Origin of the sequence: Herminiimonas fonticola (assembly GCF_040395855.1) — a bacterium.
Lineage (GTDB): Bacteria > Pseudomonadota > Gammaproteobacteria > Burkholderiales > Burkholderiaceae_D > Oxalicibacterium > Oxalicibacterium fonticola_A.
This window is the reverse complement of record NZ_JBEBPO010000008.1, coordinates 15,320-38,425: the sequence shown is the minus strand read 5'-3', so window position 1 is coordinate 38,425 and position 23,106 is coordinate 15,320. Positions and strand designations below refer to the sequence as shown.

The following is a 23,106-nucleotide window of genomic DNA, read 5'->3' as shown; positions in this document are numbered from 1 at the left end:
ATCTAATGCAATTGCTTGTAAATGTCTTCTGCCAATTGCCGCGAAATGCCTTCGACCGATGCCAAATCCTCGACGCTGGCATCCATCACGCCGCGCAGACCGCCAAAGCGCGCCAGCAATTTCTGCCGTCGCTTCGCGCCTATGCCTTCTATTTCCTCCAACCGTGAGGTCTGTCGCGCCTTGGCACGCTTGGCGCGCATACCGGTAATGGCAAAGCGATGTGCCTCATCGCGAATTTGCGCAATCAGCATCAAGGCGCCGGATTCCTTACCCAGCTCCTGCGGCGCACGGCCATCGACGAAGACCAGCGTTTCCAGGCCGACCTTGCGTCCCTCGCCTTTGGCGACACCGACGATCAGGCTGATATCCAGTCCCAGCTCGACAAAAACCTGGCGCGCCATTTCAACCTGCCCTTTGCCGCCGTCAATCAACACCACATCGGGCATCACGCCATCGCCGTTCGCCACCTTTTCATAGCGACGCAACAGCACTTGCCGCATCGCTGCATAATCGTCGCCAGGCGTGATGTCGTTGATGTTGTAGCGACGGTATTCACCGTTCTGCATCGCATGATGATGGAACACCACGCACGAAGCCTGCGTCGCTTCACCTTGCGTATGGCTGATATCGAAACATTCGACGCGGAATGCTTCGATATCTTCAACGTCTATCTTCAATGCATCGACCAGCATGCGCGTGCGTGTCTGTTGCGAGCCCTGCTCCGACAGCAAACGTGCCAGCGAAATTTCCGCGCCCTTCTGCGCCATTTCCAGCCATTGCCTGCGCGGCCCTTGCGGTTGGAAAATCAGGTTGATGCGATGACCGCACTGCTCCATCAAGGCCAGCATCAGTTCCGGCTCATCGATTTCCGTATTCAGGATCAATGTTCCGGGAATGAATTTATCGATGTAATGCTGCGCGAGAAAAGCCTTCATCACTTCCGCCGCCACCGACTCTTCCGCATTCGTCAGCACGTTATCGACATGCGTAGGGAAATAGGCGCGATCGCCTAAATGCCTGCCGCCACGCACCATCGCCAGATTCACGCAGGCACGACCACCCTGCACGATCACTGCAATGATGTCGATATCGGCATCGCCGCCGGTGTCCATGCTTTGCTGATGCAATACGCGCGACAAGGCATTGATCTGATTGCGCACCAGCGCGGCCTGCTCGAACTTCAGCTCTTCTGCATAGGCCAGCATCTTGGCCTGCAATACTTCCAGCACTTCCGTCTGTCGGCCGCGCAGAAATTTCGCCGCGTTATCCACATCGAGTGCGTAATCTTCCTGGCTGATGTAGTTGACGCACGGCGCACTACAGCGATGGATTTGATGCAACAGGCAAGGCCGTGTGCGATTGGCAAAAACGGAGTCTTCACAGGTACGCAGCAAAAATACCTTCTGCAAAATCTGCATCGATTCCTTGACTGCCCAGCCGCTGGGGAAAGGACCGAAGTACTGGTTCTTCTTGTCCACCGCGCCACGGTAATACACCATGCGCGGAAATTCCTGGCCGGTGATTTTCAGGTAAGGGTAGGATTTATCGTCACGAAACAGAATGTTGTAACGCGGCTGCAGGGTCTTGATCAGATTATTCTCAAGCAGCAGCGCTTCGGCTTCACTACGCGTGACTGTTGTTTCCAACCGCGCGATTTTTTCGACCATCAACGCAGTGCGCGGACTGGCAAGATTTTTCAGGAAGTAACTGGATACCCGCTTCTTCAGATCACGCGCCTTGCCGACATACAGCAAATTATTCTCGGCATCAAAATAGCGATAGACGCCCGGTAGATTCGGCAGCTTGGCTACCGTCTCCAGCACAACTGCACGCGGATCTGGCGTCTCCATGTCAGACATATTGCACTACCTGCCCATTATCGAAAACCGAACAACATCATCAAGCGGCAGCCAGCGACAATGCTGTTTTCTTCGCTGCGATATACCGTGCTTCCTGCTGCAAGTCATTCCAGTCCAATGCAGGCGCTTGCGGCGTCAGCGCGGCAATGCGTGCCGCCGATCTCGCCATTGCCTTGCCATCCTTGATCTTCAAACCGGCCAGCAATTGATCGGCTTTATCCGGCGCATTGCAGATCAGGACCATGTCGCAGCCGGCTGCCAGAGCCGCATGCGCGCCATCGATCACGGTGCCTGCGACACTTGCGCCTTCCATGCTCAAATCGTCGCTGAAAATAATACCGTCAAAGCCAAAATCCTTGCGCAACATCGTCAGCCATTTGCGCGAAAAGCCGGCTGGATGTTTATCCACCTTGGGATAAATGACATGTGCCGGCATCACGCCTGCAAGACTCAAACCGAGCCAGTCATAAGGTGCTGCATCCTCGGCCAGAATCTCTTTCAACTCGCGTTCATCGACTGGAATTTCCAGGTGAGAATCCGCTTTGACAAAACCGTGGCCGGGAAAATGTTTGCCGCAATTGAGCATGCCAGCCAGCATCAGGCCGTGATTCAGACTTTTCGCCAGCAGGCTGACCACGCGCGCATCGCGATGGAAAGCGCGATCGCCGATCACGCCGGACTCGCCATAGTCCAGATCAAGTACGGGAGTGAACGACAGATCGACGCCACAGGCACGCAATTCCGCCGCCAGTACATAACCGACATCCGTCGCCGCTTTGGTCGCAGCCAGCACATCCTTGTCCCACAAGGTACCCAATTTGCGCATGGCGGGTAAATGCGTGAAGCCATCCGTCTTGAAACGTTGCACGCGCCCGCCTTCGTGATCGACTGCGATCACGATACCGGGGCGTGCTGCATGTATCGCTGCCGTCAGCTCCGTCAATTGCGCACGGTTTTTATAATTGCGGGCGAACAGAATCACGCCGCCGGTCAGTGGATGTTGAATGCGACGAATATCGTCTGCGGACAATTGCGTACCCACTACGTCCAGCATCACGGGACCGAAGCCTGAATTTACTGTCGAATTTGAAGCTGATTTTGAAGCCGAATTTGTAGCCACTGCTGCGTTCATTTTTTCTCCACAATCACAAAAGCGACCGCGTATTCGACTTCATCTGTAATCGAAACCTGTGCGGTCAGTCCGTTTTCCTGCATGAATTCTGCCAGCTTGCCGCTGGTAACCACGATAGGTTTGCCGCCGGGCGCATTCAAAATCTGTGCGGCACGCCAAGTCATCGGCATGTGTATACCCAAACCGATCGCCTTGGAAAATGCTTCTTTCGCCGCAAAGCGCGTTGCCAGAAAGCGCAAACCGCGCGCCGCCACCTTGGCTTTGCGCCTGTGATACTTTTCCAGTTCTTCGACACCCAGCACGCGCTCGGCAAAACGATCACCATGCCGTCCCAGCGCCGCTTCTATCCTATCTATCTTGATGATATCGGTGCCTATGCCGTAAATCATTTTTGCAGTCCGTTCAATCGCGCAGTCGTCATGATCGCCTTCATTTCACGTACTGCATTTTGCCAGCCGACGAACACCGCATGGGCCACGATCGCATGGCCGATGTTGAGTTCGGCAATATCCTGAATCGCCGCAATTGCCTGTACATTCGTGTAATGCAGGCCGTGGCCGGCATTGACTTTCAAGCCGCGCTTGACGCCTTCCAGCACACCGTTCTCGACCCGTTGCAATTCCGTCTGCTGTTGCGTGACATCGTGTGCATCGGCATAACGTCCCGTATGCAATTCAATGACCGGCGCGCCGGCTTCAGCCGCGGCCTGGATCTGCGCCGCATCGGCATCGATGAACAGGCTCACGCGTATGCCTTCAGCTTGCAACTGCTTGATTGCCGCCGATACTTCCGAAAAATACTTGACGACATCCAAACCGCCTTCGGTCGTGACCTCTTCGCGCCGTTCCGGCACCAGACAGACATCCTGCGGTTTGATGCGGCAGGCAAAATCGACCATCTCGCTCGTCACCGCCGATTCCAGATTCATGCGCGTACGCAGTTGCGGACGGATCAACTCGACGTCTGCATCCTTGATGTGCCGCCGGTCCTCGCGCAGATGCAAGGTAATTGCATCGGCGCCGGCTTCTTCCGCCAGCAAGGCCGCCTGCAAAGGATCGGGATACACGGTACCGCGCGCATTGCGCAAAGTGGCGACGTGATCGATGTTGATGCCGAGATCGATGATCGATGATTGTGGCTGGAGAAAACTCATGTTGAATATTCCGTTAAAGCTGCAACAGGTCTATCAGTATCTGGCGCGTATTCAGGGGTGCGCCATTCAGATGATGCGCAAGCAGGAAGCGCATCAGGAATTTGCTTTGCATTTGCGTAGCCGCATCGCTGTAGTCTTCCTTCTCCATATCCAGCAGGGTCTTGCCGGCAACCTGCGGCCAGGTATCGGCCGGGCGCACCGGGCGTGGGCCGCGCTCGGGATCGACCACGTAATTCAAACCGGCCAGCAAAGGATTGCGCGTGGCGGTACAGATCGTCCAGTCGCCGGAAACGCCGCTTTCCTTCAGCAGCGCACGCTCGAATTTGCGCAGCACGATGGCTGCCGGTTCATCGTGCGCCAGCTGATTCAAGGCACTGACGTAATGATCGAACAAGGCGGGATGCGGGTCGTCGCGCGCAAGCAGCTTGACCAGCAATTCATTGAGATAAAAACCGCACAGGAGCGCCGATTTTTCAAGCGGTAAAAGTCCACCTACCCATTCGGCGGAGGTCAGCGTCCGCACTTCAGCCTTGCCGCTCCAGCCCACCGACAACGGCTGAAAAGTTTGCAGTACGCCGCGCAGTTTGGAATGCGGGCGTTTTGCCCCCTTGGCTACCAGCGCAATACGGCCATGATCGCGTGTAAAAACATCGACGATCAGACTGGTTTCCTTATACGGATAGCTGTGCAGAACGAAGCCAGGTTGCTCGGCGATGCGGGTGTCTTTTTCCAGCGTGCGCGGACGACGCGTGGTAGTTTTGGCAGGCGTTGCAGCAGTCTGGACAACTCTGGCATCGCCGCTGCTCGCCGACTGTTCGTCAGCGGAAGCAGCAGATGAAGATTGGACCTCGACGATGAGTGCGGCCATCTTGAATCGGTTTTATTCGTAGCCGTATGCGCGCAGGCCGGCTTCGTTATCGGCCCAGCCGGATTTGACCTTGACCCAGATCTCCAGATACACCGGACCACCGAACAGACGCTCCATATCGAGCCGCGCCTGAGTGGAAATATCCTTCAGGCGTTCGCCCTTGTTGCCGATGACCATGGACTTGTGCGTATCGCGCTCGACAAGAATCGCAGCAAAAACACGACGCAGATTGCCTTCGACTTCAAATTTCTCAATCAGCACGGTGCTGGTATAAGGCAATTCATCGCCGACGAAACGGAACAGTTTTTCGCGCACGATTTCAGCAGCAAGAAACTTTTCGCTGCGGTCGGTGATATCGTCTTCACCGAAAATCGGCGGATTTTCCGGCAAGTGTTTCTTGATCTCGCCTTGCAGATTATCGAGCTGGAAACGCAGCTTTGCAGAAACCGGCACCACTGCCGTGAAGTCGCGCTTGGCGGCAATTTGCTGGGCAAACGGCAACAGTACAGCCTTGTCCTTGGTGCGATCGGATTTATTGATCACCAGAATGCACGGTACGTTCTTTGGTATCAGATCCAGCACTTGCTGATCGGCCTGACCGAAAGTACCCGCCTCAATCACAAACAGGATCACATCGGATGCGGTCAACGTCGTCGTCACCGTGCGATTCAGGGTCTTGTTCAGCGCATTCGAGTGACGCGTCTGGAAGCCAGGCGTATCGACATACACAAACTGCGCATCGTCCACGGTTTGAATACCGGTGATGCGATGGCGCGTGGTTTGCGCCTTGCGCGAAGTAATGCTGACCTTCGCGCCGATCAGTTCATTCATCAACGTCGATTTGCCTACGTTGGGACGACCGACGATCGCGATATAACCGCATCGAAAGTGAGACAGTGCGGTGGATTCAGTCATGCAATTTTGGAATGGGAAGTGGTAGAAGATTTGTTTGCTGCATTGTCAGATGCAGCGTCGGATGTTTGTTCTGCATGCGCTTCGGCAATCAGGCTTTTTTGTGCGTCTGATGGTTTGTCCTGTTGCGTCGCCAGATCGGATTCTGCTTTTATCTCAGCCTTGGCATTTTTTGCATCGGCCTTGCTCGAGGATTTGGATACCGGCGCGACTTCATTGAGCGGCGGTGCATCAGGCTGCACAGTCGCGATACCGGCCAGTTTCAATTGCGCGGTGCGCGGCTTGCTCTTGCGGCTGGCGCCAGGTGTTTTGACCAGTGCTGCCTGCACGGCCTCCAGCGCCAGTTTGGCCGCTGCCTGTTCGCCTGCGCGACGGCTGCCACCGGTGCCGAACACCTGAATATCCAGCTTGGGCACCAGGCATTCAATTTCGAATTCCTGATTGTGCGCAGCGCCATGCGTGGCGACGACATTGTATTGCGGCAGTGCGATCTTCTTGCCTTGCAGGTATTCCTGCAACAGCGTTTTTGCATCCTTGCCCAGCGTTTTCGGATCGACGCTATCGAGTATCGGAATATAGAGCGCACGAATCACATCGCGCGCGGCATTGAAGCCGGCATCAAGGAAAATCGCCCCGAATAACGCTTCCAGCGTATCGGCCAGAATCGAAGGACGACGAAAGCCGCCGGATTTCAACTCGCCTTCGCCCAGACGCAAAAACTGCGACAGTTCCAGACGCTGCGCGATTTCATACAGGGATTGCTGCTTGACGAGGTTGGCGCGCAAACGCGACAAGTCGCCTTCATCGATCTTGCTATAACGATCGAACAGCAAGGAAGCCACCACACAATTCAAAATGGAGTCGCCGAGGAATTCCAGCCTTTCGTTATGCACGCTGCTATGGCTGCGATGCGTCAAGGCTTGCTGCAGCAACACAGCATCCTTGAACGTATGGCCCAGCCGATTTTGCAGTAACGTTACATCCATTTTATTGATCGCTTCTCGCCTTAAGGGGCAGCTTTTTTCTTTAATTTGTTGTCGTTGGTCGAGCCGGCATAGTCGATCAGCAGGCTCGCGGGACCGACGAGTGGAATGATTTTCTGGTAGGCGAAACTGATATCGGCAGCGTCGCCATTCTTGATGATTTCCAGATCATTGCCACTGATTGCATCGATGTAGCCAACCTCGGCCTGTCGATTGAAGGCGGCACGCATTTCAGGAATCGAGCCGCCCGATGCCTTGACGCTGGCAATTGCCTTCTTGATCGAGAAATATTCGGTCACTGTCGGCGTCACCTTCATCGCGAGCACTGCAATCAAGCCAACGATAGCCAGGACCAGAATCAATCCCACCAAGGTGATGCCTTTTTGCCGACGATGCATGCCTGACGATAATGCCATGTACTCGCTCCTGAAGGATTATTGAAAACTGCCGATACGACCAAGGTTATTCGGGAAACTGTTCAAGTTCAACCAAATAAAAAATGCTTTTCCGACAATATTCTTGTCCGGAACGAAGCCCCAGTAACGACTATCCAGGCTGTTATCCCGATTATCGCCCATCATGAAATATTGTCCAGCCGGGACTTTACAGGTAAATCCTTCTGCATCGTAGGTACACAAATCCCGATTCGGGAAATCATGCGGGTTGGATACATAGGACGGTGCACGCGGATTATTCAGGATTTGATGCGCCACGCCATTCAGATTCTCGGTCAACAGCTTGGAATAGCTCAGTGTCTCTTCATCCAGGTAATCCGGCAATGGCTTGTAAGAAACTTGCTTTCCATTAACAATTAATCGCTTGTTGCGGTAAGTCACGGTATCGCCAGGCACACCAACCACGCGCTTGATGTAATCCAGCGTCATGTTTTCCGGATATTTGAAAACCATCACGTCGCCGCGTTGCGGATTGCCGACTTCAATGATTTTCTTGTTGATGATGGGCAAACGTATGCCGTAGGTATATTTATTGACCAGAATCAGGTCGCCCACCTGCAAGGTCGGCACCATGGACGTCGATGGAATCTTGAACGGTTCGTACAGGAAGGAGCGCAAGCCGAACACCAGCGCAATCACCGGGAAAAAGCTGCCCGAATATTCTATCCACGCCGGCTGGCGCATCAGGCTGGCTTGCAGCGCGGCGCGACCATTGTTGTCCGGCTTGATGCCCTCGCCTGCCAGTTTGGCATTGCGCGCATCGAATTCGGCCAGCACGGCATCCGCCCTGGCGCGACGTTTTTTCGCCAGATAAAAAACATCCAGCACCCAGACTATCCCTGTTCCTATCGTCAGGACGAAGAGGATCAGTGAAAAATTGCCCAACAGGTCTTGCAATGTCATTTATCGTCCACTTGTAGAATTGCCAAAAACGCTTCCTGCGGGATCTCGACCGAGCCCACTTGCTTCATGCGTTTTTTACCGGCCTTTTGTTTTTCCAGCAGTTTTTTCTTGCGGCTGATATCACCGCCATAACATTTCGCCAGCACGTTCTTGCGCAAGGCTTTCACGTTTTCACGCGAGATGATGTTGGCGCCGATCGTGGCCTGAATCGCCACATCGAACATCTGGCGCGGAATCAGTTCACGCATCTTGGACGCCACCTGACGTCCGCGATACTGGCTGTTCGAGCGATGCACGATGATGGCCAGCGCATCGACTTTTTCACTGTTGATCAGCATGTCGACCTTGACCACATCGGAGGCGCGATATTCCTTGAACTCGTAATCCATCGACGCATAACCACGCGACGTCGATTTCAATTTATCGAAGAAGTCGAGCACGATTTCGGCCATCGGCATTTCATACACCAGCTTCACCTGGCGGCCGTGGTAGCTCATATCCATCTGTATGCCACGCTTGGCGATACACAATGTGATCACAGAACCTACATATTCCTGCGGCATGTACAGATTGACTGTGACGATAGGCTCACGTATTTCTTCAATCTTGGATGGCTCAGGCATCTTGGATGGATTGTCGACCTTGATCAGGCTGCCGTCGCCCATGATGACTTCATACACAACAGTCGGTGCCGTCGTGATCAGGTCCATGTCAAATTCGCGCTCGAGTCTTTCCTGCACGATTTCCATGTGCAGCAAGCCGAGGAAGCCGCAACGGAAGCCGAAGCCAAGCGCTTGCGAGACTTCAGGCTCGTACATCAGCGCAGCATCATTGAGCTTCAACTTTTCCAGCGAATCGCGCAGTGCATCGTATTGATTTGCCTCAACCGGAAACAGGCCGGCAAATACTTGCGGCTGCACTTCCTTGAAGCCAGGCAAAGGCGTGGCGGCCGGACGGCTTGCCAGCGTCACCGTATCGCCAACCTTGGCGGCTTTCAATTCCTTGATGCCGGCAATGATGAAACCTACCTGCCCGGCCGACAGCGTCGGCAGCGATACCGAGCGCGGTGCAAAGATGCCGATGTTTTCGACCAGATTGACCGAGCCGCTCGCCATCAAGCGAATTTTTTCTTTCGGCCTCAAGGTACCGTTGACAACACGCACCAGCATCACGACGCCGACGTAATTATCGAACCATGAATCCACGATCAGCGCTTGCAGCGGCGCGTCCGGGTCACCCTTAGGCGGTGGCACCTTGGCGATCAGCGATTCGAGCACATCGGCCACACCCAGGCCGGTCTTGGCCGAGCATTGCACGGCATCCGTTGCATCGATACCGATCACATCTTCGATTTCAGCCATGGCAGCTGGCGGATCGGCATTCGGCAAATCGATCTTGTTGAGTACCGGCACCACTTCGACGCCCAGATCCAGCGCCATATAGCAGTTCGCCACCGTTTGCGCTTCGACGCCCTGCGATGCATCCACCACCAGCAATGCGCCTTCACAAGCGGATAGTGAACGACTGACTTCATAGCTGAAATCGACGTGACCCGGCGTATCGATCAGATTCAGGTTATAGACCTGACCATCGCGTGCCTTGTATGACAGCGCAGCGGTCTGCGCCTTGATCGTGATACCACGTTCGCGCTCGAGATCCATCGAATCGAGGACTTGCGCTTCCATTTCGCGATCCGACAAGCCGCCGCACAATTGAATGATGCGGTCGGCAAGTGTCGATTTACCGTGGTCGATATGGGCGATGATGGAAAAATTGCGGATGTTGTTCATTAACCAGGTTGCATACAAAAAAAGCGCTCAGTGCTGGGATATTTCCCCAAGCGAGCGCCTTGTTACAGAGGGATGACGGCCCCGGCATTTTACCGTATTTCAGAGGTGAAAGCCCGTAAATTCCGGGCCTGCGAGCCGGCGGGCGAATTTTTTCTATACCGCATCCCCGCCGGCATCCGCCTCAGCGCGGGCTACAAACGCCCGTACCGCCGCTTCATCCAGAAAATAATGGCACAGTTGCCGCGCCGGCTGAGCGCTTTTGCTGGCGACGAGTACCGGCACCAGTTCATCGTATTGTGCAAGCAGCAACTCATCGGCATCCACATCAACAACAGAAACGGAATGTGGCTCAATGAGGTTGAGCGCATGCAGGGCCGCCAGCATGTCATCGCACAGATGACAATAACTGCGCGAATAAAGAGTAAATTTTATCAAGGTTGAATTCCGGTCAAAAGAAAAGGCTGCAAGCTTTTCAGCAGGCAGCCTTGTCTCTGAGAACGTGTTTATTGAACGTGCGGCTTGACGGTTACAAACTGCGACGAGTCGCCACGGCGCACCAGCAGCAAGGCGGTTTTCTTGATATCCAGTTTTGCCACCAGTGCATTGAACTGGCGCGCATCCTTGATATCCGTATTATTCAAGCGCAACAGAATGTCGCCGGCGCGCAAGCCTGCACGTGCCGAAGAATTCTCTGCGGACTCGACCAATACACCGCCATCAATTTTCAAATCCTTGATTTGTGCCGCCGTGAGGTCGCTGACGACCAGACCCAGCGTATTCGCCACCTGCTCCGGTTTGGCTTTTTTCACATCCTGTTTTGCACTCTTCTCTGGCTCAAGTTCCGTGATCATCACACTCAGATCGCGCATCGCGCCCTTGCGCCATACCGTCAAGGTAGAACGGGTGCCCGGTTTGGTGCTGCCGACCACACGCGGCAAGTCGCTGGAGCGCTCAACTGTGGCGCCGTTGAATTTCAAGATCACGTCACCGGCTTCGACTCCAGCTTTTTCTGCCGGGCCGCCCGCTTCCACACGCTGCACCAGCGCGCCTTGCGGACGCGTCAGGCCAAGCGATTCGGCAACGTCCTTCGTCACTTCACCAATCTGTACACCGATGCGACCGCGCGTCACTTTGCCGCTGGCACGCAACTGATCCGAAACCCGCATCGCTTCATCCATAGGCACCGCAAACGAAATACCCATGTAGCCGCCGGAACGGCTGTAGATTTGCGAGTTGATGCCGATGACTTCGCCGCGCATATTGATCAGGGGACCGCCGGAGTTACCCGGATTGACCGCTACGTCGGTTTGGATCAGCGGCAGGTATTCGCCCGTATCGCGCGCCTTGGCCGATACAATCCCTGCCGTCACCGTATTGTCCAGTCCGAACGGCGAGCCGATGGCAATCACCCATTCACCCACGCGGACCTTGTTGGAATCACCTACCGTCAGGCGCGGCAGATTAGTACCGTCGATCTTGACCAGCGCCACATCGGTGCGCTTGTCCGAGCCGATGATCTTGGCCTTGAATTCGCGCTTGTCGGTCAGGGTGACATAGACTTCATCCGCACCGTCAACCACGTGTGCGTTCGTCATCACGTAACCATCGGCAGAAATAATGAAACCGGAACCGACACCGCGCGGTACTTCTTCTTCAGCCTCGGCATCCGGCTTGTTGCGGCCACGTGGCGCTGGCTGCTGCTGACGCGGAGGAATCGGTACACCAAAGAAGCGGCGGAAGAATTCCTGCATTTCTTCGTCTTCGCTGGTCGGATTACCCTGATTGATCTTGGCCTTTTCAGTCGTACGGATATTGACGACTGCAGCGCCGGTTTTTTCAACCAGATCAGTGAAATCAGGCAAACCGGCAACAGATGGCGCCGCCATCGCCGATGGCACCAAGCCAGTGGCGACCGGGACAAGGAATGCACTTGCGACACCAAGCAAGATAACGGAGAGTTTCTTCTGAACTGGGAGCATCATTTTCATATACTCAAAAAAGACGGACGATTATTCGGATTTGAATTCTATCGAATTGGCCACCTGCTTGATGGCCTCCGCAGGCACTTCACCTACTACTGTCAGCCAATGTTCGCCCTGGCGTTTGCCGACGATGTTCATCGCACCTTGCTGCATCGAACCTTCAGTACGGCTTTGCGATGCGGACTCAATGAAGACAGAGATTGCAGCCAGACCGTCCGAGTAGACAATCTGTGAAACTTCACGCTGCGTCGGCGCTGCACTTTCAGCAGTTGCATTTGCCGGCGTATCGGTAATCAGGCGTTTCATTTCGCGAATTTTCTTGAAACCTGCAGGCATGCTCTTGGCTGACCAGCCTGAAAGTTTCGTTTCGCTCATGACGGTGTTTTCAACCCGCCAGCCATGCGTATTCTTGAAGCTGGGCTTCACGCGGCTGGGATCCACATGACCAATGACCAGTTGCGTAAAGGCGATCTGTTCGACCACATCGTTTTTCTCGTTGATGGTTTGCGCCTTGAGCAACAGACCCGTCGTCTTTTCCGACCACAGCTTGTAACCATAACGGAGCTTGTCTTTCGGCTCCAGAATGATGGCCTGGCAATCGAAGCCGGCAACGCGACCCGTTTCACCTTTCTTCAGCTTGTAGTGTTCTGCCAGATCGGCCGGGCTTGCACCCAGAATTGCAGGGAACACGTCCGGCGTCACGCGCTTTTCTACCCGTATCGATTTGCTCTCCGGAACATAGCAGGTAATTTCTTCATTGTTGCGTATGTATTCGCGTGGTTTGCCATCGAGGATTTCAAGTTTTTCGACTTCGTTCTTGCCATGCAGGATATGCGTGATGCGGGAAGTACGAACATGATTCCCCTGCTGATACACAAAGGTGCCCGAATAGCTCAATTTCTGTGCCGAAGATTGAATTTTCTTCAACCAGGCGTGCGTGTCTTGCTGCGCGCTTGATGACTCAACGTTCTGTGCGTGTGAAGTAAACGCAAGAAGACTGGAAAAAAGAATAACCAGCCGGAAAATTCCTAATGTCTGCCGCATGTCGATTACTTGTCCGAGTCAACAGCAAACGTGGCTGAGCGTGCATATTGCGCACTGTTATACACAGAGGATGAGAAACGCTGGTGCGCCAGCAGATATTCGTCTATGCGCGGATCGCGCAACACATCGCCTTCGTGGCTGGCGACAGTGACCGTTTCCGGTGTGGTTGCGGCCAGTACGACAGGTGCGGATGAGGAATGGGACGCGACCAGTGGCGCATTCTGCGACATCATTTGCGGCACGGTCAGGAATGCAGCAACCGCAACGGCAGCTACCGCCATGCCGGGCATTGCAAAACGTTTAAGTGTATTTTCCCGTCCGCCGCCAATGCGCTTTTCCGCCGGCACCATGATCGTCGGTTCTGCGTCAAGGCTGGCAAATATCCGTGCAGTGAAAGCAGCATCAGGCTGCAGGTTCAAATCGTCGGAGCGCAGGGCATCACCAATCTTGTGATAAAAACTCCATGCCTCACGTCCGTCCTGCTGACGCAACGCAGCCAAGGTGATATCGAGATGTCCATCGGACAATTCGTTATCAGCAAAAGCGGAAATCTGTTCACGCGTCATATTCGTCGTATTCATCGCTACCTCGAAAAAATTAAGGCTACCCCTGTACTTACAGCAAAAGCGTTTATTTATTTTTCACCAACGTTTATCGAGCGCCGTATCCAGCAACGGCCTTAACTTCTCCGAGATTGCCTCGCGTGCGCGGAAAATCCGGCTACGCACTGTGCCGATGGGACAACCCATCGACTCAGCAATTTCGTCGTAACTCAAGCCTTCGATCTCTCGCAAGGTAATTGCCATACGCAACTCCTCTGGCAACTCTTCCATCGCAAGATTCAACGTTTGCGCGATTTGCTTGGTAGCCAATAGCGATTCTGGTGTGTTGATATCTCTTAGGTGCTCGCCGTCGTCAAAAGTTTCGGCCTCTTCGATATCAGCTTCAGTTGATGTCGGTGCACGACGTCCCTGAGTAACCAAATAATTTTTTGCAGTGTTGATACCGATGCGATAAAGCCAAGTATAAAACGCTGAATCACCGCGAAACTGCGGTAGTGCGCGATATGCCTTGATGAATGCTTCCTGCACCACATCTTCGGCCTCAGCCTGGTCGCGCACAAGCCGCGAAACCAGTCGCATCAATTTTCGTTGGTATTTGATCACTAGCAGCTCGAAAGCTTTTTTGTCGCCACGCTGTACGCGCTCGACAAGGAGCTGATCAATATCGCGTTCTGTCGTCAATCCATTCCCTTGTTATTTTGCAACACGCACGCGGTTCGCATTATTGACTGGGCGAAACGCGATTGGTTCAAAAATTCCAGAATTAATTCCCGGTTTGACGCTTGATTTCGGCATCTGCATGACGCAACACTATCCAGCGACAGGCAAGCAGCAGCGCCTTGAAACTGGCAGGAGAAACCGAGTCTGGCAAAATCGTCACGACAATAGTTTGCTGCCGGTCATTCTGCAAATGCAAGAGTAACAAACCTGACCATAGTGTGGATACTGGCAGCAAATGCACCACCTCTCCTTCAACACTACCACCTTCAGACAGCCCACTCTTTTGTCGCTGCGCCACGCGAATCTGACCGGTGCCTGAAATGTGGATGACATGTATTTTCCGGCGCCACATCGTACGAAAAAACACGTGCGACGCCACTGCAATACACATCAGCACCAATACAATTCTTGCTGCACTCGGCAGAGTTTCCATGCTGCCGGAAGCAATGAGGCCAGCTATGAAAAACAGTATCACAAGCATTCCGCCAACCAGCAAGAATAATTGCCTGGATGGCTGCACCACGGCAGAGACCGCGATAGACATGTGTGGTTGAAGTAAAAAATCCGGTCAGCCTTGAAAGGTGACCGGATTCTTATCAGGCTTTACCAAAAATCAGGGTACCGTTCGTACCGCCAAAACCGAAGTTATTTTTCATGGCGTACTGAATCGGTATCTCACGCGCCGTATTGGCGCAGTAATCGAGATCGCATTCCGGATCCTGATTGAGGATATTGATGGTCGGCGGCGAAATCTGGTGATGCAGGGCCAGCACGGTAAATACCGATTCCAGACCACCCGCACCGCCAAGCAAATGACCTGTCATCGACTTGGTCGAATTGACAGTCAGTTTTTTCGCGTGCGCGCCAAATGCGGCTTTCACTGCATCTGTTTCATTCTTGTCGCCCAACGGAGTCGATGTGCCATGCGCATTCAGGTACTGCACTTGATCGGCTGCGATTTCCGCACTCTTCAAAGCGTTGACCATACTGCGACGCGGACCATCCATGTTCGGCGCAGTGATATGGTAGGCATCGCCACTCATACCGAAGCCAACCAGCTCCGCATAGATTTTCGCACCACGTGCCTTCGCATGTTCGTACTCCTCCAGCACCATGACACCGGCGCCTTCACCAAGCACGAAACCATCGCGATCCTTGTCCCACGGACGCGAAGCCGTTGCCGGATCGTCATTGCGCGAAGACAGCGCACGAGCTGAAGCGAAACCGCCCAGACCCAATGGCGATATGGTCGATTCCGCACCGCCGGCAATCATCACGTCCGCATCGCCGTATTCAATCATGCGACCGGCAGCGCCGATCGAATGCAAACCGGTGGTGCATGCAGTCACAATCGCCAGATTCGGGCCCTTCAAACCGTAGATGATCGAAAGATGGCCGGAAATCATGTTGATGATCGAAGCAGGCACAAAGAACGGGCTGATGCGACGTGGGCCGCGATTAACCAGTTCAGCATGCGTATTTTCGATGAGCGGCAAACCGCCAATGCCGGAACCGACAATGACGCCGATACGCTCGGCATTTTCCTCGGTCACGACCAAACCGCAATCCTGCCAGGCTTGCATACCTGCTGCCACGCCGTAATGGATGAATGTATCCATGTGGCGCGCTTCTTTACCGGGAATGTAGTCCTCGATATTGAAGTTTTTTACTTCTCCAGCAAAGTGCGTGCTGAAGGGAGTCGCATCAAACTTGGTGATGGTAGCAATACCGGATTGTCCTGCAAGGATGGCATTCCATGCATCAGCAACAGTGTTACCAACGGGAGAAACACAACCTAGACCAGTGACTACGACACGACGTTTACTAGAGCGGCTCAAGCAATTCTCCTGGAGTCGTTCAACAAAACTTAGGCTGCTTTTACGTGTGCCTTGGCGTAATCGATCGCCTGCTGCACAGTAGTGATTTTCTCAGCTTGTTCGTCAGGGATTTCCATTTCGAATTCATCTTCGAGTGCCATCACGAGTTCAACGGTGTCGAGCGAGTCGGCACCCAGATCGTCCACGAAAGACGATTCGATTTTGATGTCTGCTTCGGCGACGCCCAGTTGTTCAGCGACGATCTTCTTAACGCGTTGTTCGATATCCGACATGTTTTAACTCCAATGAGTGGTTACAGAAAGTGCGCGCATTTTAGCAGGTTTGCGCACTGAAAATTCACTTTTAGCTTTTGTCGCCAATAAAACAGAAACTTCAGCTAAAAGTACCTAATTACAACATTAATTCATGTACATTCCGCCGTTGACATGCAAGGTGGTACCCGTAATGTAACTCGCTTGAGGCGATGCAAGGAAGCTGACAGCAGCGGCGATGTCTTCCGGCACACCCAAACGTCCCAACGGAACCTGTTGCAGCAAGGCAGAAATTTGCTGTTCGCTCAGCGTTTTGGTCATATCGGTATCGATAAAACCCGGTGCCACGCAATTGACGGTAATGTTGCGGCTGCCAATTTCGCGCGCCAGCGCACGACTCATGCCGGCCACACCTGCCTTGGCAGCAGCATAATTCATTTGGCCTGCATTACCAGCAGAACCCACAACCGATGTAATGTTAATAATACGACCATGCTTGGCTTTCATCATGCCGCGCAACACTGCGCGCGACAAGCGCCCCACTGATGTCAGATTGGTCGCAATCACGCTGTCCCACTCTTCATCCTTCATGCGCATGGCCAGCTGATCCTGAGTAATACCCGCATTGTTGACGAGAATCGTAACGGTACCGAATTCCTTCTGGATCTCGTCAATCAATGCCACCGAGCGCGCAGCATCGTTGACATCCAGCACAACACCCTTGCCGCCATCGGCGAGATATTCCGAGATTGCAGCCGCGCCGGATTCCGACGTTGCCGTACCGATTACTTTTACACCCTGCTTCGCCAGTGCCTGCGCGATGGCACGGCCGATACCGCGCGATGCGCCGGTGACGAGGGCAACCTGACCTGCCAATTCAACTGTAGTCATTATTTCAATAGCTCCAAAACAGCATCCAGCGACGCTTGATCGACAATGGCGTGACCTGTCAGTTCGCCATTAATACGCTTGGTCAAACCAGCCAGCACTTTACCAGGGCCGCATTCAACCACATCTTTTATCCCTTCGGCCGCCATCTTCTGCACCGACTCAACCCATCGCACCGGATTTGCTGCCTGACGCACCAATGCATCCTTGATGCTGTCCACATCGCTGACAGTTGCAACATCGACGTTATTGATCAAGGGAATTTGCGGCGTACTGAAAACCACTGCAGCCATGTATTCGCGCAAACGATCCGATGCAGGTTTCAGCAGGGACGAATGGAAAGGCGCAGAAACTGGCAACACCAATGCACGCTTGGCGCCCTTGGCTTTTGCAAGCTCGCAAGCACGCTCGATTGCTGCCTTGTGTCCGGCGATCACGACTTGCGCAGGTGCATTGAAATTAACCGCTTCGACCACATCGCCTTGCGCTGCTTCTGCGCATACGGCAAGCACATCGGCATCGGACAAACCGAGAATCGCCGCCATGCCGCCCTGGCCGACAGGAACCGCTTCCTGCATGGCTTTGGCACGGAAACGCACCAGCGGTACGGCATCCTTGAATGGAATAACGCCAGCAGCCACCAGTGCCGAATATTCACCAAGGCTATGGCCTGCGACCAGCGCTGGTGTTTTTCCGCCAGCAGCAATCCAGGCGCGATACATCGCAACCGCCGCTGTCAACATCACAGGCTGGGTATTGGTCGTCAGATCGAGTTCTTCTTTCGGACCTTCCGCAATCAATCTGGCCAGATCGAACTGCAATGCGTCCGATGCTTCTGCCAGTGTTTGCTGCACCACGGCGTTATCGGCAAAGCCGTTCAACATACCGATTGCTTGCGAACCTTGCCCTGGAAAAACGAATGCGAATTTGCTCATGTTATTTTTTAATTTGAATGGTCAACAGATATATGCGAATACGGAATTGAATATGGAATTACATGCGCGCCAGCACGGCGCCCCAGGTAAAGCCGCCGCCCACACCTTCCATCATGACATTCTGACCCGGCTTGATACGGCCATCGCGCACGCCGACGTCCAGTGCCAGCGGAATCGATGCAGCAGATGTATTGCCATGCTGATCGACCGTCACGATCATTTTATCCATGCCCAGGCCGAGTTTCTTCGCGGTGCCCTGCATGATGCGGATGTTGGCCTGATGCGGGACTATCCAGTCGACTTCGGATGCATCCATTTTTGCAAGCTTCAAGGCTTCGTTGGCAACCTTGTCGAGCAGTCCGATTGCCAATTTGAATACCGCCTGACCATCCATGTACATGAACGCACTGCCTTCAAGCACGCCATTGCTGATTCTTCCAGGTCCGCAAAGAATATCGCCATAACTGCCGTTTGCATGCAGCTTGGTCGCCAGCACGCCAGGCTCCTCAGACGCAGTCATGACGACCGCACCGGAACCGTCGCCAAACAGTACGCAAGTCGTTCTATCCTTGAAATCGATAATGCGCGAAAACACTTCGGCGCCGATCACCAAAACGTTTTTGTGCGAACCGGACTTGATGAATTTATCGGCAGTCGCAACCGCATAGACAAAGCCGCTGCACACTGCCTGCACATCGACGGCTGCGCATTCGTTTGTGATACCCAACTTGCGTTGCACGACGCATGCAGTACTCGGAAAGCCGCCGAAAAAATCCGGTGTCGAGGTCGCCAAAATAATCAGATCGATATCGTTCGGCGCCAACTGGGCCATGTCCAGCGCGCGTTTTGCCGCCTCAACCGCCAGATCGCTGGACTGCATGTCAGCATCGGCGTAATGGCGCGCAGAGATGCCGCTACGCGAAACAATCCACTCATCGGATGTTTCTATGCCGTCGAGAGCAAGTCGCTCCATTAAATCCTGATTGGTCACACGCTGAGGTGGCAGGTAGCTGCCGGTACCGATAATTTTGCTATAGGGAGTCATGCGGTTTTCTGTTCTATTGTTTCTGTTGCAGTAACTGAATCTTCGGGAAGCGGCGTCAATGCCGATTGCGGCATCAGATCAGCGATTTTGGTTGAAATACGCGTCAGCACATCATATTTGGCAGCATCGAAGGCGCGTTTGATCGCCCATTGATAACCGTAGGCATCGGCACCGCCATGGCTTTTGAAAACCAGACCACGCAAACCCAGCAAACTGCCGCCATTGTAGCGGGAAGGATTCAGGCGTTGCGAGATTGCCTTCAATGCCGGACGCGCAATCAAGGCACCCAGCATCGTCAGCGGATTTCTTTTGAATTCGGTCGTCAAAACGCTTTTGACAAAACGTCCCAGGCCTTCCGATGCCTTCAAGGTCACGTTGCCGACGAAGCCGTCGCAGACGACGATATCCGTCGTACCCTTGAAGATATCGTTGCCTTCGACATTGCCGTAGAAATTCAAGGTGCCACGCTCATGATCGGCACGCAGCAAGACAGCCGTCTGCTTGACGATGTCATTACCCTTGATATCTTCTTCGCCGACATTCAGCAAGCCGACCGTCGGCCTTGGCTTGCCTTCCATCGCCGACACCAGCGCAGAACCCATCAATGCAAATTGATGCAAATGCTGCGGCTCGCAATCGACATTGGCGCCGAGATCGAGCATATAAGTCGGGCCGTCTTTTTGATTGGGGAGAATACTGCAGATGGCGGGACGATCGACACCGGGAATGGTCTTCAGCACATAACGCGAAATCGCCATCAAGGCGCCCGTATTACCGGCTGAGACACAAGCATCGGCCTTCCCCTGCTTGACGAGATTGATTGCCACACGCATGGAAGAATCCTTCTTGCGGCGCAATGCAACCTCAAGGGTATCGTCCATCGTGACAACTTCAGTCGCGTTGACGACTGACAGCCGCGGATGTTCGCTGGCCTTGTGTTTTTTCAATTCTGTCAAAAGCTGATCTTCCAGTCCGACTAAAATCAGCTCGGCGTCTGGCTCGCTCTCGACAAACGAAATGGCGGCGGGAATAGTGACCGCAGGGCCATGATCACCGCCCATGCAGTCTATAGATATTTTTATTGTCATTGGTTTGACTCGTGCCTCACTCTAGCCGCAATTATGGGCCAAATTCGGGCTTGATTCAAAATGACGCACTGTGCTGTCTCGGCACATGAAAAAACGGCGCAAAGTTTACACTCATCGCGCCGCTTTCTTCGCCTGAACGACAAACAAATTATTCGTCGTTTTTGGTTTTCAGGACTTTACGACCACGGTAAAAGCCGTTCGGGCTGATGTGGTGACGCATGTGCGTTTCACCCGTGGTTTGCTCAACGCTCAGTTGCGGAGCAACCAGGAAGTCGTGCGAACGATGCATACCGCGTTTCGACGGTGTCTTTTTGTTTTGTTGAACAGCCATGATAACTCCTAAACCTTAAGTTCTAAAATTTTAACACATCCGGTTTGCAAACCAACGCAAAAACCGTAATCTTTGCCACACATTTTCAATACGTCCGCTCAACACGCAACGATTGTAAAAAATCTATTGTTTCATGCCCTTCAGCACATCGAACGGCGATGGTTTCTTTGCCCCCATCAAATCATTCAGTGCTGCATTATCCGGACAGACATCATGCTTCGGTGCCAAAGGCAAGGCCAGCAAAGCCTCATCCTCGATCAATTCCATCACGTTCAGCGTCTTCGAACCAACAATGACATCTATTGTATCGTCAGCCAGCAAGGTGTCGATCTCGTCTGCGCGCTCTTCGTCTTTTGCCAGAATCAATATTGATTCCGACTCAATTGCGAATTTCAGCGGCGTCATGCAACGCTGACACATCAACTCAACCGAACCAGAGACCGACATGATCAATTGCGGATGATTCAGCGTATCGGAACCGCCTTGCAAGGACCAATGCAGGGATGCAGACGTATTCACGGTTTCTGCCGCAAATCTTGCCATACTGGCGACGGGAACATCGCCTTCACGCCGCTCTTTAAGCCGGCTGAACTCGAAGGCATCGATTACAAAAGCGCTCATAGGCTTAGTCGAACCCGCAAAACCTGCGATAATAACAGCCTTTTCCCTTATTCGTCAAAGTGTTAGCGCACTTTTATTGAGCGGTCGTTCAAATAAACCTCAAATAATGCCTTCATCTTCCCCGCAAGCACGATTGATACTCGGTTCCAGCTCGATTTACCGCAAGGAATTGCTAAGTCGGCTAGGGCTCCCTTTTGAAGTGATGGTGCCGAATATCGATGAAATCGCGATGCCCGGTGAATCACCGGAAGCAACTGCTCTAAGGCTCGCACAGCAAAAGGCAGCCGTCATCGCCGCAACGGCACCGAACGCAATCGTCATCGGCTCGGATCAGGTGGCAACGCTGGATGGCGAACAGATCGGCAAGCCCGGCACGCATGAAAATGCGCTCAGACAATTGCAGAAAATGCGCGGACGCAAAGTAACATTCCATACCGCCCTATGTCTGTTCGATGGGCGCTCCGGCATTGCATCGCCGCACATCCAGCTGGAAAATATCCAGACTTTCGTGACTTTCCGCAATTTGCCTGACGCCGAACTCGACGCCTATTTACGCATAGAACAACCTTACGATTGTGCAGGCAGCGCAAAAAATGAAGGCTTGGGTATCGCCATCCTCGAAAAAATTGAAAGCGACGATCCGACGGCATTGACAGGCCTGCCCTTGATCGCCCTCACCTCCATGTTACGGCAGGCCGGAATCGGTTTTTTCCATTCCTGACAGCCAGACTCGGCTGCGCACTCAACCATTCTTATATCTATTCAGCATATGCCCGGCATTCTCTATCTCATTCCCAACACACTAGGTCAGGCTGAAATCGACGCTGTCGATCCGCTCGCGCATATCATCCCGGTCGAGGTGCAGGCAAGGACCGCCAAACTGGATTACTTCATTGCTGAAAATGCCAAGACTACGCGCGCTTTCCTCAAATTAATCGGCACCCGCAATGTGCTGACAAAACCGATACAGGAAATCCGCATTGCCGAACTGAACGTCAACACTGACGCAAAGAATTTGCCCGCCTTGCTGGAGCCGATACTGGCCGGGCAAGATGCCGGACTAATTTCTGAAGCTGGCGTACCGGCGGTTGCCGATCCAGGGGCAAATCTGGTGCGCCTGGCGCATGCACAAGGCATTCAAGTCAAACCCCTGGTCGGCCCATCTTCTTTATTGCTTGCTGTCATGGCAAGCGGCCTGAGCGGACAGAACTTTGCATTCAACGGCTACTTGCCTATCGATGCAGCGGCGCGCATCAAGCGCATCAAACAACTCGAAGAGCGTTCACGCGCAGAAAAGCAGACCCAATTCTTTATTGAAACGCCGTATCGCAATGCAGGCATGCTGGAAACACTGGCCGCTACCTGCAACAGCAATACGCTGATCAGCGTCGCTACCGATCTGACCTTGCCTTCCGAAAATATCCAGACGAAAACAGCAGCAAAATGGAAAGCCGAATGCGCATCTGGCAAGACACCTGATTTCCACAAAAAACCAACGGTATTTTTATTACTCGCGGAATAAAAAAATTCCTGGCGGGTAAACGCAAAACGACGGTGTTTCACCGCCGTTTTGCCTGCCTCCGAAGGAGACATGAGGAGAGGTCAAAAGACCTTCATGTTTTACATCGACACGTCACCAAAATGCGAGCGACTACAACTGTTCAATTGCATACGTTGTTGCATTCACATCTTCAGATGTCGGTAACGCATCTCTAATATAGTCCAGCAGAATCAAATTACAAGTC

General features: G+C 53.4%; 26 protein-coding genes. 2 read left to right on the top strand and 24 right to left on the bottom strand.

Annotation, left to right across the window (positions count from 1 at the left end; translation table 11 throughout):
• Positions 1-2: 2 nt before the first annotated feature.
• From uvrC to ABWP27_RS02345, 24 genes are all read right to left on the bottom strand, one after another.
• Entirely contained in the window at positions 3-1,859 is a 1,857-nt protein-coding gene (gene uvrC / locus ABWP27_RS02460) for an excinuclease ABC subunit UvrC (RefSeq protein ID WP_353153048.1), read from the bottom strand.
• Between the two features lie 40 nt (positions 1,860-1,899).
• Entirely contained in the window at positions 1,900-2,913 is a 1,014-nt protein-coding gene (gene nagZ / locus ABWP27_RS02455; RefSeq protein ID WP_353153046.1) for a beta-N-acetylhexosaminidase, read from the bottom strand.
• A gap of 74 nt (positions 2,914-2,987) precedes the next feature.
• The gene (gene acpS, locus ABWP27_RS02450; protein ID WP_353153044.1) at positions 2,988-3,380 is read right to left on the bottom strand and encodes a holo-ACP synthase; all 393 of its coding nucleotides are present in this window, start codon (positions 3,378-3,380) and stop codon (positions 2,988-2,990) included.
• Positions 3,377-4,144 carry a pyridoxine 5'-phosphate synthase gene (gene pdxJ, locus ABWP27_RS02445; protein WP_353153042.1) on the bottom strand — a complete coding sequence of 256 codons (768 nt, stop codon included), beginning with the start codon at positions 4,142-4,144 and terminating at the stop codon, positions 3,377-3,379. Before pdxJ ends, acpS begins: the two co-directional genes overlap by 4 nt.
• A 13-nt stretch (positions 4,145-4,157) precedes the next feature.
• Positions 4,158-5,012 (bottom strand): DNA repair protein RecO, encoded by an 855-nt coding sequence (recO, locus tag ABWP27_RS02440; RefSeq protein WP_353153040.1) that lies wholly within the window; start codon positions 5,010-5,012, stop codon positions 4,158-4,160.
• A gap of 12 nt (positions 5,013-5,024) precedes the next feature.
• Complete coding sequence (gene era, locus ABWP27_RS02435; RefSeq protein WP_353153038.1) at positions 5,025-5,927, bottom strand: GTPase Era; 903 nt, start codon at positions 5,925-5,927, stop codon at positions 5,025-5,027.
• A complete protein-coding gene (gene rnc / locus ABWP27_RS02430) occupies positions 5,924-6,910 on the bottom strand; it encodes a ribonuclease III (protein ID WP_353153036.1) in 987 nt (328 codons plus the stop codon). The genes era and rnc overlap by 4 nt, the downstream gene beginning before the upstream one ends.
• 20 nt (positions 6,911-6,930) lie before the next feature.
• A complete protein-coding gene (locus ABWP27_RS02425; RefSeq protein WP_353153034.1) occupies positions 6,931-7,323 on the bottom strand; it encodes a DUF4845 domain-containing protein in 393 nt (130 codons plus the stop codon).
• Between the two features lie 18 nt (positions 7,324-7,341).
• On the bottom strand, positions 7,342-8,265 hold the full coding sequence (lepB, locus tag ABWP27_RS02420) for a signal peptidase I (RefSeq protein WP_353153032.1): 924 nt from the start codon (positions 8,263-8,265) through the stop codon (positions 7,342-7,344).
• The gene (gene lepA, locus ABWP27_RS02415) at positions 8,262-10,055 is read right to left on the bottom strand and encodes a translation elongation factor 4 (RefSeq protein ID WP_353153030.1); all 1,794 of its coding nucleotides are present in this window, start codon (positions 10,053-10,055) and stop codon (positions 8,262-8,264) included. The genes lepB and lepA overlap by 4 nt, the downstream gene beginning before the upstream one ends.
• 153 nt (positions 10,056-10,208) lie before the next feature.
• Entirely contained in the window at positions 10,209-10,439 is a 231-nt protein-coding gene (locus ABWP27_RS02410; protein WP_353153070.1) for a glutaredoxin family protein, read from the bottom strand.
• Positions 10,440-10,558: 119 nt separating this feature from the next.
• Entirely contained in the window at positions 10,559-12,034 is a 1,476-nt protein-coding gene (locus ABWP27_RS02405; RefSeq protein WP_353153068.1) for a DegQ family serine endoprotease, read from the bottom strand.
• A gap of 30 nt (positions 12,035-12,064) precedes the next feature.
• Positions 12,065-13,081, bottom strand: coding sequence for a MucB/RseB C-terminal domain-containing protein (locus tag ABWP27_RS02400; RefSeq protein WP_353153028.1), 1,017 nt, complete (start codon positions 13,079-13,081; stop codon positions 12,065-12,067).
• 5 nt (positions 13,082-13,086) lie between these two features.
• Entirely contained in the window at positions 13,087-13,662 is a 576-nt protein-coding gene (locus ABWP27_RS02395) for a sigma-E factor negative regulatory protein (protein ID WP_353153026.1), read from the bottom strand.
• Positions 13,663-13,722: 60 nt separating this feature from the next.
• Positions 13,723-14,325 (bottom strand): RNA polymerase sigma factor RpoE, encoded by a 603-nt coding sequence (gene rpoE / locus ABWP27_RS02390; protein ID WP_353153025.1) that lies wholly within the window; start codon positions 14,323-14,325, stop codon positions 13,723-13,725.
• Positions 14,326-14,407: 82 nt separating this feature from the next.
• Positions 14,408-14,908 carry a protein YgfX gene (locus tag ABWP27_RS02385; RefSeq protein ID WP_353153023.1) on the bottom strand — a complete coding sequence of 167 codons (501 nt, stop codon included), beginning with the start codon at positions 14,906-14,908 and terminating at the stop codon, positions 14,408-14,410.
• Between the two features lie 52 nt (positions 14,909-14,960).
• Entirely contained in the window at positions 14,961-16,202 is a 1,242-nt protein-coding gene (fabF, locus tag ABWP27_RS02380) for a beta-ketoacyl-ACP synthase II (protein ID WP_353153021.1), read from the bottom strand.
• Positions 16,203-16,231: 29 nt separating this feature from the next.
• A complete protein-coding gene (gene acpP, locus ABWP27_RS02375; protein ID WP_011871492.1) occupies positions 16,232-16,474 on the bottom strand; it encodes an acyl carrier protein in 243 nt (80 codons plus the stop codon).
• 126 nt (positions 16,475-16,600) lie between these two features.
• Positions 16,601-17,344 (bottom strand): 3-oxoacyl-ACP reductase FabG, encoded by a 744-nt coding sequence (gene fabG / locus ABWP27_RS02370; RefSeq protein ID WP_353153018.1) that lies wholly within the window; start codon positions 17,342-17,344, stop codon positions 16,601-16,603.
• Positions 17,344-18,276: an ACP S-malonyltransferase gene (fabD, locus tag ABWP27_RS02365; protein ID WP_353153016.1), complete on the bottom strand. Its 933-nt coding sequence runs from the start codon at positions 18,274-18,276 to the stop codon at positions 17,344-17,346. Before fabD ends, fabG begins: the two co-directional genes overlap by 1 nt.
• Positions 18,277-18,334: 58 nt before the next feature.
• The gene (locus tag ABWP27_RS02360; RefSeq protein WP_353153014.1) at positions 18,335-19,321 is read right to left on the bottom strand and encodes a beta-ketoacyl-ACP synthase III; all 987 of its coding nucleotides are present in this window, start codon (positions 19,319-19,321) and stop codon (positions 18,335-18,337) included.
• Positions 19,318-20,409: a phosphate acyltransferase PlsX gene (gene plsX / locus ABWP27_RS02355; protein ID WP_353153012.1), complete on the bottom strand. Its 1,092-nt coding sequence runs from the start codon at positions 20,407-20,409 to the stop codon at positions 19,318-19,320. The genes ABWP27_RS02360 and plsX overlap by 4 nt, the downstream gene beginning before the upstream one ends.
• Positions 20,410-20,557: 148 nt before the next feature.
• Positions 20,558-20,740: a 50S ribosomal protein L32 gene (gene rpmF, locus ABWP27_RS02350; RefSeq protein ID WP_011871497.1), complete on the bottom strand. Its 183-nt coding sequence runs from the start codon at positions 20,738-20,740 to the stop codon at positions 20,558-20,560.
• A gap of 123 nt (positions 20,741-20,863) precedes the next feature.
• On the bottom strand, positions 20,864-21,361 hold the full coding sequence (locus ABWP27_RS02345; RefSeq protein WP_353153010.1) for a YceD family protein: 498 nt from the start codon (positions 21,359-21,361) through the stop codon (positions 20,864-20,866).
• A gap of 106 nt (positions 21,362-21,467) precedes the next feature.
• Here ABWP27_RS02345 and ABWP27_RS02340 point away from each other — a divergent pair, with 106 nt between their 5' ends.
• Positions 21,468-22,082 (top strand): Maf-like protein, encoded by a 615-nt coding sequence (locus ABWP27_RS02340; protein WP_353153008.1) that lies wholly within the window; start codon positions 21,468-21,470, stop codon positions 22,080-22,082.
• A 48-nt stretch (positions 22,083-22,130) separates the two neighbouring features.
• The gene (locus tag ABWP27_RS02335) at positions 22,131-22,883 is read left to right on the top strand and encodes an SAM-dependent methyltransferase (protein WP_353153006.1); all 753 of its coding nucleotides are present in this window, start codon (positions 22,131-22,133) and stop codon (positions 22,881-22,883) included.
• Positions 22,884-23,106 lie beyond the last annotated feature (223 nt).

Coding starts and splice junctions, on each gene's coding strand:
- uvrC (WP_353153048.1), bottom strand. CDS start 1,859: ATGTCTGACATGGAGACGCCAGATCCGCGTGCAGTTGTGCTGGAGACG.
- nagZ (WP_353153046.1), bottom strand. CDS start 2,913: ATGCTGGACGTAGTGGGTACGCAATTGTCCGCAGACGATATTCGTCGC.
- acpS (WP_353153044.1), bottom strand. CDS start 3,380: ATGATTTACGGCATAGGCACCGATATCATCAAGATAGATAGGATAGAA.
- pdxJ (WP_353153042.1), bottom strand. CDS start 4,144: ATGAGTTTTCTCCAGCCACAATCATCGATCATCGATCTCGGCATCAAC.
- recO (WP_353153040.1), bottom strand. CDS start 5,012: ATGGCCGCACTCATCGTCGAGGTCCAATCTTCATCTGCTGCTTCCGCT.
- era (WP_353153038.1), bottom strand. CDS start 5,927: ATGACTGAATCCACCGCACTGTCTCACTTTCGATGCGGTTATATCGCG.
- rnc (WP_353153036.1), bottom strand. CDS start 6,910: ATGGATGTAACGTTACTGCAAAATCGGCTGGGCCATACGTTCAAGGAT.
- ABWP27_RS02425 (WP_353153034.1), bottom strand. CDS start 7,323: ATGGCATTATCGTCAGGCATGCATCGTCGGCAAAAAGGCATCACCTTG.
- lepB (WP_353153032.1), bottom strand. CDS start 8,265: ATGACATTGCAAGACCTGTTGGGCAATTTTTCACTGATCCTCTTCGTC.
- lepA (WP_353153030.1), bottom strand. CDS start 10,055: ATGAACAACATCCGCAATTTTTCCATCATCGCCCATATCGACCACGGT.
- ABWP27_RS02410 (WP_353153070.1), bottom strand. CDS start 10,439: ATGCTGGCGGCCCTGCATGCGCTCAACCTCATTGAGCCACATTCCGTT.
- ABWP27_RS02405 (WP_353153068.1), bottom strand. CDS start 12,034: ATGCTCCCAGTTCAGAAGAAACTCTCCGTTATCTTGCTTGGTGTCGCA.
- ABWP27_RS02400 (WP_353153028.1), bottom strand. CDS start 13,081: ATGCGGCAGACATTAGGAATTTTCCGGCTGGTTATTCTTTTTTCCAGT.
- ABWP27_RS02395 (WP_353153026.1), bottom strand. CDS start 13,662: ATGAATACGACGAATATGACGCGTGAACAGATTTCCGCTTTTGCTGAT.
- ABWP27_RS02385 (WP_353153023.1), bottom strand. CDS start 14,908: ATGTCTATCGCGGTCTCTGCCGTGGTGCAGCCATCCAGGCAATTATTC.
- acpP (WP_011871492.1), bottom strand. CDS start 16,474: ATGTCGGATATCGAACAACGCGTTAAGAAGATCGTCGCTGAACAACTG.
- fabG (WP_353153018.1), bottom strand. CDS start 17,344: ATGACTACAGTTGAATTGGCAGGTCAGGTTGCCCTCGTCACCGGCGCA.
- fabD (WP_353153016.1), bottom strand. CDS start 18,276: ATGAGCAAATTCGCATTCGTTTTTCCAGGGCAAGGTTCGCAAGCAATC.
- ABWP27_RS02360 (WP_353153014.1), bottom strand. CDS start 19,321: ATGACTCCCTATAGCAAAATTATCGGTACCGGCAGCTACCTGCCACCT.
- plsX (WP_353153012.1), bottom strand. CDS start 20,409: ATGACAATAAAAATATCTATAGACTGCATGGGCGGTGATCATGGCCCT.
- rpmF (WP_011871497.1), bottom strand. CDS start 20,740: ATGGCTGTTCAACAAAACAAAAAGACACCGTCGAAACGCGGTATGCAT.
- ABWP27_RS02345 (WP_353153010.1), bottom strand. CDS start 21,361: ATGAGCGCTTTTGTAATCGATGCCTTCGAGTTCAGCCGGCTTAAAGAG.
- ABWP27_RS02340 (WP_353153008.1), top strand. CDS start 21,468: ATGCCTTCATCTTCCCCGCAAGCACGATTGATACTCGGTTCCAGCTCG.
- ABWP27_RS02335 (WP_353153006.1), top strand. CDS start 22,131: ATGCCCGGCATTCTCTATCTCATTCCCAACACACTAGGTCAGGCTGAA.